The sequence below is a fragment of the Nostoc linckia z4 genome (genome assembly GCF_002608075.1).
Classification (GTDB): domain Bacteria; phylum Cyanobacteriota; class Cyanobacteriia; order Cyanobacteriales; family Nostocaceae; genus Nostoc; species Nostoc linckia.
Genome location: NZ_LAHA01000008.1, coordinates 1 through 14,253, shown reverse-complemented (window position 1 = coordinate 14,253; position 14,253 = coordinate 1). Strand labels below are relative to the sequence as shown.

11 protein-coding genes and 1 pseudogene are annotated in these 14,253 nt (G+C 42.8%); 3 read left to right on the top strand and 9 right to left on the bottom strand.

From position 1 onward, the window contains the following. Positions 1-36: 36 nt before the first annotated feature. From VF06_RS09165 to VF06_RS09145, 5 genes are all read right to left on the bottom strand, one after another. Positions 37-1,155 (bottom strand): hypothetical protein, encoded by a 1,119-nt coding sequence (locus VF06_RS09165; protein ID WP_099066962.1) that lies wholly within the window; start codon positions 1,153-1,155, stop codon positions 37-39. 310 nt (positions 1,156-1,465) lie between these two features. After that, a complete protein-coding gene (locus VF06_RS09160) occupies positions 1,466-2,284 on the bottom strand; it encodes a hypothetical protein (protein ID WP_099066963.1) in 819 nt (272 codons plus the stop codon). Positions 2,285-2,317: 33 nt separating this feature from the next. After that, a complete protein-coding gene (locus tag VF06_RS09155; protein ID WP_244917948.1) occupies positions 2,318-5,650 on the bottom strand; it encodes a putative type IV secretion/conjugal transfer ATPase in 3,333 nt (1,110 codons plus the stop codon). Positions 5,651-6,240: 590 nt separating this feature from the next. Next, entirely contained in the window at positions 6,241-6,873 is a 633-nt protein-coding gene (locus VF06_RS09150) for a hypothetical protein (RefSeq protein WP_099066964.1), read from the bottom strand. Positions 6,874-6,892: 19 nt separating this feature from the next. Continuing rightward, positions 6,893-8,908 carry a hypothetical protein gene (locus VF06_RS09145; RefSeq protein WP_099066965.1) on the bottom strand — a complete coding sequence of 672 codons (2,016 nt, stop codon included), beginning with the start codon at positions 8,906-8,908 and terminating at the stop codon, positions 6,893-6,895. Between the two features lie 340 nt (positions 8,909-9,248). Between VF06_RS09145 and VF06_RS09140 the strand changes: the two genes are divergently transcribed. Further along, positions 9,249-10,127, top strand: coding sequence for a hypothetical protein (locus tag VF06_RS09140; protein ID WP_099066966.1), 879 nt, complete (start codon positions 9,249-9,251; stop codon positions 10,125-10,127). Between the two features lie 131 nt (positions 10,128-10,258). Here VF06_RS09140 and VF06_RS09135 read toward each other — a convergent pair whose 3' ends face one another. Beyond that, on the bottom strand, positions 10,259-10,453 hold the full coding sequence (locus VF06_RS09135; protein WP_244917947.1) for a hypothetical protein: 195 nt from the start codon (positions 10,451-10,453) through the stop codon (positions 10,259-10,261). Between the two features lie 227 nt (positions 10,454-10,680). Between VF06_RS09135 and VF06_RS09130 the strand changes: the two genes are divergently transcribed. Further along, positions 10,681-11,301, top strand: a complete 621-nt coding sequence (locus VF06_RS09130; protein ID WP_099066967.1) for a tyrosine-type recombinase/integrase — start codon at positions 10,681-10,683, stop codon at positions 11,299-11,301. Here the strand turns inward: VF06_RS09130 and VF06_RS09125 are convergent. Further along, positions 11,298-11,576: pseudogene (locus VF06_RS09125) on the bottom strand (Tn3 family transposase); the annotation flags it as partial. The gene VF06_RS09130 and the pseudogene VF06_RS09125 sit on opposite strands and share 4 nt — an antisense overlap. A gap of 116 nt (positions 11,577-11,692) precedes the next feature. Here VF06_RS09125 and VF06_RS09120 point away from each other — a divergent pair. Beyond that, a complete protein-coding gene (locus VF06_RS09120) occupies positions 11,693-12,577 on the top strand; it encodes an IS982 family transposase (protein WP_099068933.1) in 885 nt (294 codons plus the stop codon). A 236-nt stretch (positions 12,578-12,813) separates the two neighbouring features. Here the strand turns inward: VF06_RS09120 and VF06_RS09115 are convergent, their stop codons facing one another. Next, positions 12,814-13,947 (bottom strand): ISAs1 family transposase, encoded by a 1,134-nt coding sequence (locus tag VF06_RS09115; RefSeq protein ID WP_099068934.1) that lies wholly within the window; start codon positions 13,945-13,947, stop codon positions 12,814-12,816. A gap of 89 nt (positions 13,948-14,036) precedes the next feature. Continuing rightward, positions 14,037-14,253, bottom strand: a 217-nt coding sequence (locus VF06_RS41980) for a hypothetical protein (RefSeq protein WP_218964532.1), incomplete at its 5' end; no start/stop codon positions are given.

Sequence of the window (14,253 nt, the reverse complement as noted above, 5' to 3'; positions counted from 1 at the left end):
TGTTAAAGGTTTTTAATCTAAAATCCAAAATTGGTATTACCCCCTGCGGAGTAGAGCAATACTGGTTGCAGTTCCAATGGCACTGCTAAAAATATCGATTAAGCCTTTGACATTGGCAGAAATACCGTTATAAATCGCCATTCCCCCACCTCCAGCTATCAATACCGCCAAAACTGGTGCAAAGATGCTCAGGAAACATAAAAATGCTACATCAGATGCTAATTCAGCACCCGACTTCACCAGCACGACGGCTGCTAAACCCACTAAAATGTTGTAACCAAGTTGAACACCAAACAAGGAAATAAACCCTGTCAGCCACGCCCAAATAGGACGACCTTGTAATGGCAGCAAAGATAAACCAACTGCGATCGGCGCAAATAATGCCGTCAGCAACAGAGCAGCTTCCAAGATATTTACAAAGCCCCATTGCAGGGCATACAGGATAAAGCGAATAATGGGGATGGCAGTATCTCGAAATACACTACCTGGATCGTTGGCAAACTGAACAGCAGTACCGATTTGACCAGGTAAAGTTCTACTCCAGAGAAAACTACCAAAATCTCGTAGTGGTTGGAGTGGAGATTTAGCTTGCTCTTCAGCTTTGGTAACAATTGCCTGTGCCTGGGCTTGCTTTGAGTTCCAGCATTCAACTAACTCTGTACCGACTTTTCCTTGACATTCGCTATAAAGGTTTTCTAGCTGTTGTCTAGCGATATTGCTAATTGCCACATTGGTAATAGCATCTCGAAATGTTAGTTCACCAACTTGAAGCTGAAGAACGCTTTGTACTTGGTTGTAAGCAAAGCCTCGGATAACAGTAATTGTCTTCGCCAGCATATTGCCGTTGGCCCCCAAGAAAATCATAATCACGATAGGCCAAACAAAGATTGATGCCAGTTCTGACCATGATTGCTTTTCAATGATTTCCTTACCAGTGGTCAGCGCCACAAATAAGATGCTGGCGGCTCCCAAGGTGATGCCCAATTTAATCAAGCCAATCCATAATGCCGAACCGAGCGGATCTAAAGTAACTAGCCAGACGGTATTCCACGACTCAACTGTGGCACGAGAAAGTTCTAAAGAACTGGAGATAATTTCTAGGGCATCGGATTCTCCGCCTGTTACTGGAAATGATTGAGCAATAATGTGGATCATGAGTGTCGAAAGCGTTAGCGATCGCAGCTAAAATTGACAGGACTTACGGATAAGGAATAAGTTCGCGGATCGTCCCATTGGCGCAGCCTCTCGTAGAGAAGGGAAGACACGAGGAAGTGAAAGGTTTTACGTAAGTTGTAATTGATTTACAATGTCTAATTAATTACTTAGAGCTAGTACAGCACGGCATAAATAGACCAACCATATCCCTACTCTTAAAACTTGCTACAAAATAGCTAAAAAGGTCGATTAATTAGCTTTTTGACTTTGGACTTCACGGCGGTACTAGCTCTAAGATTCCAATTGCTAGCTACTGCTTGTCAGAACCAAGGGTAATGCCACCAGGCATGATCAATAACCCCGCCTGTTGAGTGGCAGCATTGCCTGCGGCAACACTCTTACGGCGATCGGCAGTATTGATGGCTGAAAGTTCCTTGGCTGTTTGAGCGGTTAAGGTGTTACTCAATGCCCTGTCAATGCGTGCTTGCTGGGCTTCAATAAGCATTCGCTCGTTGACGCGACTGGTAATGGCAGTCTGTTGGGATAGGTTTTGCAAAATCTGTTGGGTGACATCTAAACTTTGGGATTCCTCACCCAAGCTGACGCTTTCTTGAGTATCTTGTTGAGTAGCTTGCTTAATTTGAGCCATCTGACTTTGGGCTGTTTGGCTCAAAGTAGCCTGATTAGCGATCTCTGTGGCAACTGTTCTAGTAGCGTATTTACCAAGGTCTTCACGGATACCATAAGAGCTTTGACCATTGGTTTTGTTCTCCAAAGTTTCAGATAGCACGGCACCAGGATCGTTGTTGGCAGAACCGTTCATAATTCCTGCCAAAACTTTGTTTAAATCTGGAATTTGAATTGCACCCAAGGCAGAATTGAGCAGATTGCCAAGAGGATTAAATAGGTCATTTTGAGCGAAATTTTTGACATCTCCCACAAAATCATTGATTTGAGATGCTGTGTCTGAGGTGAAAATACTACTACCAGTAGTTTTGTTATTAACAGCAGCAGCTACTGGATCTCGACCGTTGTCTTGAGTACGAGCAAGGGCTGGACTGGCGATAGAACCAAGTTCCAAAATTAGAATTAGTGCCATCAATCTGATAAAGGTAAGTTTAGATTTCATGATTCACCTTCCTTAATGCAGTTTTTAGATATATCAACTTGCAATCAGGCTACTTTCAGCCTGTTGGCCATCGTTATTCTCTTGGCGATCGCCTTCTCCTTGCAGAGATGCTCTGCTTTGGTTGGGTTTGGCTGGGTGTACCCAATCGCGCAATGCAGCGGTTTGATGTATCTCTCGACCAATATGCTTAAACCCTTTGTTTTCCTTCAAAGCAGGAATGTAAGCATCTGTAAATGCTCTCAGTCCTAACAGGTTGCCTTTAGCGGTATCTGGATACTGAGCCATCACCCGTTCTCGTGCTTCCCGTTCATCCTGGTTATTGGCAACACTGGCCAGCATCATTTCTCCAGGGTAAAAGCGGGTACGCCAGAATCTACCACCTGTTTCAACTAGCCAACAGGAATAAAGGTCGCTGGTACGGGGCAAAAATGCTTCAGTTGCATTCTGACTGATAATATTGACGGGATAGCCCAGATACTGTTGGAAAGAAGCAATACCGCTACTGGTAATACGTCCGGTAATCCGGTAGGTCATGTTTTGCATAATTTGAGCGCCTGTCGAACACTCGCAAATGGTATCCGGGTCTTGGGACAACAGCAGAACAGCAATGCCTTCTTTCCTTCCCGTGGCACAGGTTTCGCCTATAATCTGGGCAAAGCCATCTTTACGTAACAATACGGAAAGCTCATCGCCAATAAACAAACTCTTGGGATGGGATAGGGCGTTACGGATACAGGCACTATGGGCGTTAATTGCCATCAAGTAAGCATCCTGTTCGTTACTCAATCCACTGAGGGCAAAGAATTTAATCGCCGGTAACGGGGAAAAAGTGCTGGGACGAGCGATCGCTTTTCCCAACCTAGATGCGAGTAAAGCACTAACCTGATTCTGGATTTGGTTGAGTGCCTGTCGGTCAATTTCTTCAAACGACCTGAGATTAAGGCGCTCTCTAGTGCAGAACTTGATGAAATCTGGTAGCGTGGGTATCTGCTGCCATTCTGGTGAAAGCCAGCCCATCTCAAAGGCTCGGTTGTAGCGAGTAATAATTTCTGGGTCTTTTAAAAATACGTCCAAAGCTTTGACTAGTAAGGCATCAACCCGTTGAGCTAGATGAGGATTTTTGACTTTACCCATTGCGATCGCTGTTAATGCTTTGCGAATAAAGTCCTTCCAAGATTCCATGCGCCGTTCCCGTTCTGACTTGTCGAACCGTCGCAAATCTGGCGGTTCCAGTAGGTTACTGCTACCACTGGAAATATCGTAATATGCTCCTTGCTCGCCCAAAAGTTCAATTGCCGTCTTGAAAGTGCTGTTACCACTAGCAGAGATATCCATACCAACAACGGGAATATTGTTCGCTAATGCCTCTAGAGCAAAGCGCCATCCCAAAACGCTCTTTCCTGAGCCGGAAGTACCTGTAATTAGAGCGCGTCCAATCTGCTGGTGAAATAAGTCAACATAAATAGGCTTGCCACCACGACTGGTAAGGAATTCCACACCTTGTTTATCGATATCCTTGGGGACAGTTAAAGGCATGATTCCAGCCACAGTATGGGTATCTAAAGTTATTCTGCGTTCGCTGAGATTACCTCCGTGCAGCAACCATTTGCAGGTAATCGGCAGAGTTTGCAGCCAAATTTCCCAAGCAATATTACGCTCTCGAATGACTTTGGCAGTCTCAAAACTGTTAGCCAATAAGTTGCAAGCGTGGGTTAACTCTTGGGCACTGTGACGATAAACTAGAAATACAGGCGCACAGTGCAACGCTTTTGTCCCTTCATAAAGTCGTCGTTGGGCTTCAAAGGATTCCTCCTGTTTGATTTCCGCTCCAACGTCCCGTCCTTGTCCTTTGGTTATGGCTAAAGTACGGGCTGTTTTGGATTGTTTTGCCTGACGCGCCAGGTTGTCTTGGATAAAGAAGTCATTGCTGCGGCTAATTTCAACCCAAGCTTCTGTATCGTGGACGTAGCTGGAAGCAAGGATTTTCCAGACCCACTTTAGCTGGTCTTGGGCATTAGACCAACCAACGGGGGGATCTGTTACGACCATGACTCCACAAACCTTGCTTTTACCTCTCAGGTAAACTCGGTCATTATCTCCCCGATGTTCGGGACAAGCAGAACGTCCCTGTTGTCCTTCAATCAGTAATGTACAAATGTGTTTGTCGGTGGTTAGGGTTTCCGTTAACTCCAGTCCCGTCTCAGTCTCCTTCAGTGTAATAACTTGAGGAATAGGAGGTGCTGCACCCTCATTAAATCGATTCCAAAGCCACTGCCACAAATCTGTAGCACTGCAAGGTGTTACTTCTAAGCCAATTTTGGTATTGAGCAGTAATTCCCACTGGATAAATCCTTGCTGAAACCCTTGCAGTAATAGCTTTTTAAAAAACTCTTCTTGGTAAATGCGCTTATTCCCTGTAATTTGTTCAACTGCCCAAGAACCGAATTTTCTACATTTTTCAATCAATCCACCCACGAAATCCTTTTGCTGTGAACCAGCTTCATCATCGCTTGTCCAAGTACAGAAGGCGATTTGGTTCCAGATTTGGCGAGAACCTGCTTCCTTGAGTTGTTCCACCCGCAATTGCTCGTTGCGAAGCAGCACAGAAACTGGTTTCAAGTGGCAATCGTCTGCTAAGGCAGTTAGTGGGGTTTGGCGTTTCTGGGGTACTTCCTTGGCAGAGCCTGTTCGTAGGGGATACGACTCGGTATCATCACTATAACAGCCTGTACAAAAGGTAATTTTTTCACCAGGGGGTAGTTCTTTCAAACCCTCTTCGATAGAGCGGGTAAATTCGCTGACCTCATTTTCATGCAGTATGTCATGCAGTCCAGCGATGCGGAACCCAAACACGAGTTGATACTGAGAGTTGCCTTTATCCAATAACAGGGCAGCCACTTCACGATCATCTTTCTTAATTTCTGCAATACAGCAGATGTTTACCTCATTTTGGAAGGGCATGAACTTACTTTTGCCTTTATATTGATTCGGTACAATCAGTGGCTTGAATCGAATTTGCACTTGCGAGTCTGCGTAACGCCGACGTACCCAAGCGGGTCGATATTCAGGAATTGGTGAGATGTAAATACTGTTACTATTGCACCACTCTGTTCCCGGTGGATTACGCCATCGATCTAAAAACTGATGGGGCTGTTTGCCTGTGAGAATCCACCAACTGATAATTAGCCAGAAGGAGGTGGCAAAGAACCAACCCATACCCAAACTGAGTAAACCATTGGTGAGAACATAGCAAACTACAATGATGGCAATCCAAGGAAGTAGCTGTTCAGCCGGAATTGGCCCAATGCTGGCTTGCTTGCCTAGAATCCGATTGACTTTGATGAATTCTCGATTGTCTTGTGCCATATTTGTGTAATTCTCTGGTGCTGCATTAATAGTCTGTCAACCAAGAAGTAACAAGTGAAGATAAGGGAGAGAATAAGACTTTTCTTCTTGTCATGAACCTCTCAAAGTTGCTTTGAGTAACTATTAGCAGGATTTTTCAGCTTTTCCAAAATTTCTCAATAACTGACACCGCCTAAATTTTCTGAACAATATGTTATGAATCTGCCATCTTTGACAGCCCTATTTAACAAGAAATAATTCAGGAGTCATGAGTCAGAAGTCATGCTGAATTCTGTAGGAGTGGTAGATGAATGGTGAAACACTACACTAAATCTGCATAAGCTGTCGCGTCTTTACTTTTCCAAAACATTCTCGATATATCAAGGGTTACGGTTGACAAAAAGTGCAAATTGTAGGTGCGACAGCTTATTGAGTGGTCAAGTTTCATAGTGGCGAGTCTAAGAGGAAAGTGACGCTACTTAGTAGTTAACAGATACCAACTGCGAGGGCTGCCGTTGCGATTTTCCGCGCTCATCCCCCACTGATGAATTCTGACGAATATTTTCTGACTTCTGAATTCTTATTTAGTGGGTATAAAATTCAAGTTGGGTTTAGTTTATGGCTGTTGTTCCTGTGCCATTACCGACAAATATGAAAGTGATGACATCAATGGCAATTACGATGGAGAACGCTAGACCAACTTGAGTAACAATCGGCCGCCAGTCGTTACCTTGCTGTGCTTGGTTATAGGCAAATAGAGAAGCAGCAGCAACCAGCAGCAAGAATGCACCTCGGATGAGGTTAAATGTCAAACCAACAACGTTTGTATCCAAAGTGCTAGTAGAACCGCCTCCTGCTTGGGAACTTTGTTGGGCTAGATTGTTGAAGAAGCTTTCTAACCCGCTTAAGAAAATAGCTTGGGCTGGAGTTGTAAAGGTATCAAGTAAAGCGGTAACAGTTATAATGGCGGCAACAATATGCCAAAAGCGAATTTTTCTACCTAAATACTTTTCTAGAATTGGTACTGTCCGAATTATGTACCCAATACTCAAGAAAACAATGGTGGCACATCCCAAAATACTGACGAATATGGGTTTGGTAGCTAACAAATAAATTCCAATCGCAAGACATAGTAAAATGAAAAGTAAGTCTGTGCGGTTGATTTTCAGGTTTCTCAAGTTGGTTGAAAATTGACGAGATGGCAGCAGTTTGAACTGAGAAATGTGAGATTTTGTGTTGTTCATTTTTCTATTCTCGGTAGAATTAAACTTGCATTTCTGGTTTGCTGGCTTTTCTTTGAGTTTGTTTCTGGTGTTGTTTTGCAGTATCTTTATCAGTCTGGGCTTGGGTAGAGCGAGTTGATTGCTGATTGTCCAGTAGCGCGTCTATCTCACGCAGGGGAATGCTGCACTGCAAAATCTCCGGCGGCTGCCCTGGTACTAAAACGGCATCAAGTACTTGTTCATCGTTACGATTAGGGTTAAATCCTTGAAGTAGCTGTGTACCATTGGGCAGTTTTACTACTTCAAACTCGTACTTGACTTTGCCCTTTTCAGTCCAGGTGAATGTCGGTTCATTGTTGCTGTTAAATCGGTTAGGTAGTTGTTCTTGAAATTTTTGAATCAATGCTTGGGTACTGGCTTTTAGGGCGTATTCTTCTTTCGACTGTGGCAGTTTGCAGATGCCAGTCTTTTCATCAGGGCTAAGATTGTCTTGTGCGATCGCCCACTTTCCCTGAGTGCGAGTACCAGCAAAGAGTGTTTCACCTTGGGTATTTTCTAAGGCGATCGCTACCTGTTTGTCCTGTGCTTCTACCCATAAAGTTTTGTTACTGGAAACGGCGATACCTGCTTGGGGTGATTGGTCAAATAATTCACCAGCAACTTTGGCAAACCCCACTAAAGCATCAGCACAGGCAGCTTGTTGTTGCTGTGCTTGGCGTTTCGTCAGATGTTCTAAAATGTCAACGTCTGCTGGTGGCTGGTTAGCAGAGTTAGGTTGGACAATATCTGCATCAGTTTCTGACTCGACAACAGTAGAATTATTTTGTCGTGCTGCCATCTGTTTTTCCAATCGGCTAACTACCATTTCTAAACGGTCAAGTCGCTTGGAGAGAACTTTCAGGTAGGCTTCAATTTGGTCAAGCTGTTCGCTGACGCTGGCATCCTTATCTAATTCAAATGGTTGTGATTGGTATTTGGGGTCTAGTTTGTCACCAAGATTGTCTACTTTCGAGCCGATTTTGGTAGCAGCTACAGCCAGTGGATTTTCTGCGGCTGATTTTTCAGATACAGTTTGAAAATCTTGAGACTTTTGAGACTCTGGTGAGTCCGGCTTTGCTTCTTGCAAGCGACTGGCTATGTTATCTACGCGGTCATTCTGCTGTTGCAGTTCTTTGAGAATTCGTTCAAGCCGCTTTTCATCAGCCTCGGCTGCTAGCTGTTCCAAAACACCTTGTCCTACCGCAATTCCCAGAGATGCCAGTTGTCCTGCTAATCCTGCTAAATTCACTCCATTCACTTCTCGTCCATTGGTGGCAGCTGTGGCACTTAAACGCGAAGCTTCGTCCAAAGGTTCTCTGGATTTGGAGTTTTTAGCAGCAGTTTTATTGGTATTAGCTCTGTTCTGAGTTTTAGAGGATGTTTTAGGCTGAGAATTAGTTTGGGTTTTAGTTGAAGTTTTGGCTTGAGTTTTAGTTTGGGCTGCGCTAATACGACTAACAGATGGTTCGTCTTCTTCATCTAAGTCATCTAGGTCGTCTAGTTTAGTGTTTAAATCATCATTTAATAGGTCGTCTAGTTCGTCGTTTATATCATCTTTTTCTTCATCTAAATCGAGTAGGTCATCTTCTAATTCATCATCGAGATCGTCTAGTTCTGTTTCAGCAAAACCGCAAATTTCAGCAATGTTAGAAGGGGTGAAGTAGTTTTCATCTTTGCTGGTAATTCCTTCGAGGTTTTTAATCAGGTACTTACCACTGGTTCTGTGATTCGGATCATTGGTGAGGTAGAAGCGATAGCCTCTAATCTCGTCATCATCCCCACCTCCTACACAAAGTTCTACTGTGATAGGGGCTTTACCCGATTCCTGGCTGTAGTTTTCTACATAGGCTTTAAAGTCTTCGTGGGACTGGATAGAATCATCCTGAATTGAGGATGCGATCGCTTTATCCAGTATGTTTTCAATATGGCGGAGTTTGCGGCGATCTGTCAGGTTTTCCCATGAGCGATTTTGAGAATTTTGTCTTTGCTTAGGTTTGGTCAGTGTTTTGGTAGCCATAGGTACTCAAAGCTGATTGCCTTAGCAGTTAGCCTAACAAGGCTTGATCTGGAAGCAGCTAGACCAAATGGCGATTTATAAGTTGTCCAGTTGGCTAATCTTGACAGTTCGCAGTTTTATGAACAAATATCCTTAAGCTAATTTTCTCACATAACTCAGAATAAACAACGTTTGGGAAAATCATAAATCATTTAAGTGTTTCATGTTTTTGTATAGCTACTTACTTTCTTATTGAAAATAGAAATTGAAGCTAGGCAAGCAGTAATTGCATCAAGGAATTTCCGCCTATAATGTTCTAGTAAAGTTTACTAGAATAATTTTGTCTACTACCAACTGTCAGATGAACAGTACAACACAACCATTACCACCCCCAGGTGGGATTGATCCTCTCTCACTACCATCTGTCTCATTAGGAAATCGGGCGACACTTCCAGCAGTACCAGCAGTCTACTTCTGCATAGGGGCAGACAACAAAATACTGTATATAGATTCCACACTAAATCTAAATCAAAAGTGGATTGCCAATAGTCAATATAGTCATCTCGCGGCGATGTCCGATGTTCGGATCGCGTGGTTGTTAGTAGATGAGCCTGAAAACTTGGAAGGTATAAAACAAGCCATGATTGAGTATTGGGAACCAACACTTAATGACTGGCGCTACAAACTACAGCTGATTCAAGATTTAACTATCGACGGGTGGCATGATTTCCAAAAGGTGAACTTAGAAATTTGGGCTATGTACAGAGATGCTGTGATGCCCACGCCTGCGCCTGAAAATATTGCTGCTGCTTACAGAAACGAGATTAGAAATAAGGCAGAAGAATTTAGAAAGGTCAAGTCTCAAGAGCGCCGCCAACGACTTGACCAGCTGCGGGCTGAGGTACGAGAACTAGAGAGCAGTGGATTTGTACCCCCAGCTGGTTGCTACCTCAGCACTTACAAAGTGAAAAAACTCTACGGCTGCTATGAATACTGGAAATTGTGGAGTCATTACCCAGTGTTCCCGGCAAAGATGAACGACAAGCAAAAAGCGTTCTGGTTAAGCCAGGGCAAGGACTACCAGAAAAGCGGCAAGGTTAAAACCATGCATCTAGGGAAGCCTGACACCTTGGCATACAACGTAGCAATACAAGGGTTAGCAACCCGTAGGCGTATTGAGGCATTGCAGCGAGAAATTGAAGTGCTGCTATGGAGTTTTGACGATGAGAGCAAGGAATAAACATAAACCCAACCCATATTGTTCTAGTAAGCTTTACTAGAACAATATGGAAAGGCGCACACCAAGAAAAGCGATGTCTTTGTCGTTGGTGCAGCCTAAGAAGAGAAGTGCGGGCTATGCCTACACAAGTACTACTCAGAATTGTCCACATTTAGTTTGATTTTGAAATATTGTCGCTTTAGCTTCGAGTCGCCACGATTTGCATACTGGTTAGATTTTTCAAAAATGGTTATCAGTCCGCGTTTCTCCATTTCCTTAAAAAACCACTCCCATCTGGCCAAGTCCTCTGGTGTAGCAGTAAATCGCAAATCGTTAATTTCACCCATCAGCATCACCCCATCTGACTGTATCTAAGAACTCAATAGCATCACTTCCCCAGGTGTCGGCGAAAATAGAAGGTTCGTGTCACCAGGTGCAGCCTTGTAAAGTTTTGTAAAAATGACCGATTTTTGAGGGGTAATTGATAAGAAATACAAATGAGAACTTTGCCTAGTTTGTCTCCTTTTAGGCAAAGTACAATGAAAATATAGACCTCAGCATGAGGACTTGACCCATGCTATCTATCACTATCCAACATCCATTTTCGGCAAAGATATTTTCTCAAAATACTCCGCCATCCAAAAAATCATCTATCAGGGAAAGAGAATATCTGCGGCCATCAGAAGTCAACGCCATGATTTCTGCTGCTCAAAAAGTAGGTCGTCATGGTGTTAGAGATGGAGCAATCATTTTATTGATGTTTCGTCACGGACTAAGAACTGCCGAATTAGTGGCTTTGAAATGGTCGCAGATAGATTTAGTAGGAGGTTATATAGAAATACATCGTGTCAAAAATGGTCATGATAGCATTCATCCTCTACGTTCTCCCGAATTGAGAGCTTTGCGTCAAATTCAAAGAGATTACCCCGATTCGAGTTACGTTTTTGTATCCGAACGCAAAGCACCTCTATCAACCCGTTCAATCCGTCATATCATAGCCAGAGCGGGAGAAATTGCTCAAATCGCTTGGACAGTTCATCCTCATCAACTACGTCATGCTTGTGGCTACTATTTAGCTGCCCAAGGTCATGATACCAGAGCAATTCAAGACTATTTAGGACATAAGAATATACACCACACAGTTCGTTATACTCAAATGTCACCTCAAAGATTTGAAAAGTTCTGGAGGGATTAAGCAACCAGTTGTTGTGTCAAACCAGCAATTCTCTCGTTGAGATCAAGCTTAAATGTACCATAGGGATTGACATGACTGAAAATCAAAGGAGTAATTGCTCTTTTATCGACTTCAGTTAACTTTTGCTGCCAATGTTTCTGCTCCAGTACACTCTGAATCATCAAAGTATTCACATAGACCAAACATATCTGCAAAAGATGCAAAGATAAAACCGATAACTCCTGACTTTCCAAGCGATTAGAAGCAAACTCTCCACCCTTACCGTAGAAGATAAAAACAGGGCGAACGCATCTTATTTACTAATAAAAACTAAGAAAACGTGAGTTCGGGATAAGAAAGGGGCAAAACAGGTAGGCTGAAAGTGCTAAATTCTCATCCATCTGCTTGCCCTATGTTCACTCTAGAAGAACTATTCTGTTCTGTCGATGACTTCTGTCAAACCTTTGAACCACAGTGGGAGCGCCAACTGTTGGGTAATGGGCTGCAAAAAAGAAAGCGCGATCGCAGTCTATGTTTGAGCGAGATCATGACAATTCTGATCGGCTTTCATCAGTCTTGTTACCGGAATTTCAAAGCCTATTACCAGGATAAAGTACAGGTTCAGTGGCAAGCATACTTCCCCGGTTTGGTCAGCTACCATCGCTTTGTGGAATGGATGCCTAGTACCCTGTTGCCTTTGTGTGCTTATCTGCGCTCCTGTTTTGGCTCCTGTACAGGCATCAGTTTTTTGGATTCGACCAGTCTCAAAGTCTGTCACAATCGGCGGATCAATCAACATCGGGTGTTCCAAAATCTAGCTGCTCGCGGCAAGACTTCAGTTGATTGGTTCTTTGGCTTCAAACTCCATGTAGTGGTCAACGATCGTGGAGAATTGCTGAATGTTGTGCTGACTCCAGGAAATACCGATGACCGTATCCCCGTGCCCAAATTGCTGCAAATGCTATTCGGCAAAGTGTTTGCGGACAAGGGCTATGTCTCTCAAAAATTAGCAAAACAATTATTCGAGAGTGTTGGGATACAACTAATCACCAAACTCAAACGTAACATGAAAAATCGCTTCATGTCCTTGAGCGATCGCCTGTTGCTCAGGAAACGCTCGATCATTGAGACCATCATTGACCAGTTCAAGAATATCTCCCAGATTGAGCATTCCCGTCACCGATCGCCTGTCAACTGCCTAGTCAACATTGTCTGCGGTTTAATCGCTTACTGCCACCAACCTAAGAAGCCTGCGATCGCCATCGATCACAATTTGCTTTCTGGCACCTCATCTTAACCCGAACTCACGTTAAGAAAGATTACAAAATGACATAGATAACTGTAAAAGTTGATGGAATGATAAGCAAAGTAAATCAAACTTGTTGTGAAAATACCAATTAGTTTATCTTCGTCTGAATGAGCAATTCATTAATAAGAAAACTATTCAATTAGGGGGTACATAAAAGTATATTTATCTAGAAAATCGATAAATCTTTAATATGAAATATTCAATTCAATTTTTGATGTACTATTTTAAGCTAATGCTAAAACTCTTAGTAAATAGTCGTTATCCATCGCTGCGAGGAACTGTTTATTTTTGATTCCTCGTTTTACACGCTTCTCTTGACCTAAAAGGTTGACCGCAATCTGCCTTATAACTGCAAAATTCTGTGGTGCATTGTCTTTTCTAATTCGACAATCATCTTCTCTTAAAGCTACATCCAATACCCAGTGCAGTGAATTTTCAATCCCCCAATGGCTACGAACAGAATTACCAAACTGTTTAGCTTCTCCTTGAAGACTACTTATAAAATAACGAGTTTCAACCTCTGTTTTACCGTCTACTTTTCGTACAGATTCTACCATCCCAACACTATTAAAGTTTGACCAAGCTGATTCTGGGTCAAGTTGTTTTTGAATCTCAGATAACATCAGATAATGCCGAATCTCCTCACGACCATGCCCCTTATCTTCTGTTTTATATGTACTATGCTCAATTCCTTCAAACCCTTTACTTATCGCTGTTATAAATAATGATTCAACTGAATCATAAAGATTGCCTTGGTTCTTTTTCAAAGTAATTACATAATCTGCTGATTGCTCTGTAATTAACTTCACAATCTCTTTCTGGCAGCCAATTGCATCAATTGTCACGATACATCCAGATAGATCTAATACTTTTAATAATTCTGGAATTGCCGTGATTTCATTCGATTGAGAGTCTACCTTTACCTGCCCCAACACTAATTTATTTGTAGTTGCCCATGCACTTACCATTTGAATTGCGCTCTGGTCACTATTTTGAGCCCTTGAACCACATAAAGTTTTCCCGTCAATTGCAACAACCTCGCCATCAGTTATTTTGTGCACTGATTTCACCCAGTTTAAAAAACATAACTGAAATTCCTGCGGATTAATTAGAGCAAACACCCGCGCAAATGTATCGTGTGATGGTATACCATTTGGTAGCTCCAAAAACGTTTTTAACCACTCATACTTCGTGCAGCCATACAGTTCAATTGCCACCCAACTGTCCGCCCCACATATCACCGCACAGATAGCAATAGTCAAAATATCAATTAACTTGTGCCGCTTCGTGCGATCTATTCTTGGATCTGACATCACAGCAAAATGGTCGGCAATGGTAATTTTAGCCTTGAGTTTCACGCTTTGTTGGGGCTAGGTTCTACTTTTACTATGACTCTACCATCAATGAGCGATCGCTCAACCTCCCTGACACACGCGACCAAGCTTTTTTAGTAAGCATGTACTACATTTAGATGCGTTCGCCCTGGTTCTGACAGACTGATTTGTCCAACATCTAAATTTTTAAAATTATCTAGAGTTTTTGAGACTAGGTTTCGCGTGAAAGCTAATCCATTATCTATGCCGTTAAATGAATTTGTTTTAGAGTCATACATCAAATTTTCAGATTTCCTATCCCAATTGCCAATAAAAGTATCAAATGCTGCG

Coding starts and splice junctions, on each gene's coding strand:
- VF06_RS09165 (WP_099066962.1), bottom strand. CDS start 1,155: ATGATCCACATTATTGCTCAATCATTTCCAGTAACAGGCGGAGAATCC.
- VF06_RS09160 (WP_099066963.1), bottom strand. CDS start 2,284: ATGAAATCTAAACTTACCTTTATCAGATTGATGGCACTAATTCTAATT.
- VF06_RS09155 (WP_244917948.1), bottom strand. CDS start 5,650: ATGGCACAAGACAATCGAGAATTCATCAAAGTCAATCGGATTCTAGGC.
- VF06_RS09150 (WP_099066964.1), bottom strand. CDS start 6,873: ATGAACAACACAAAATCTCACATTTCTCAGTTCAAACTGCTGCCATCT.
- VF06_RS09145 (WP_099066965.1), bottom strand. CDS start 8,908: ATGGCTACCAAAACACTGACCAAACCTAAGCAAAGACAAAATTCTCAA.
- VF06_RS09140 (WP_099066966.1), top strand. CDS start 9,249: ATGAACAGTACAACACAACCATTACCACCCCCAGGTGGGATTGATCCT.
- VF06_RS09135 (WP_244917947.1), bottom strand. CDS start 10,453: ATGGGTGAAATTAACGATTTGCGATTTACTGCTACACCAGAGGACTTG.
- VF06_RS09130 (WP_099066967.1), top strand. CDS start 10,681: ATGCTATCTATCACTATCCAACATCCATTTTCGGCAAAGATATTTTCT.
- VF06_RS09120 (WP_099068933.1), top strand. CDS start 11,693: ATGTTCACTCTAGAAGAACTATTCTGTTCTGTCGATGACTTCTGTCAA.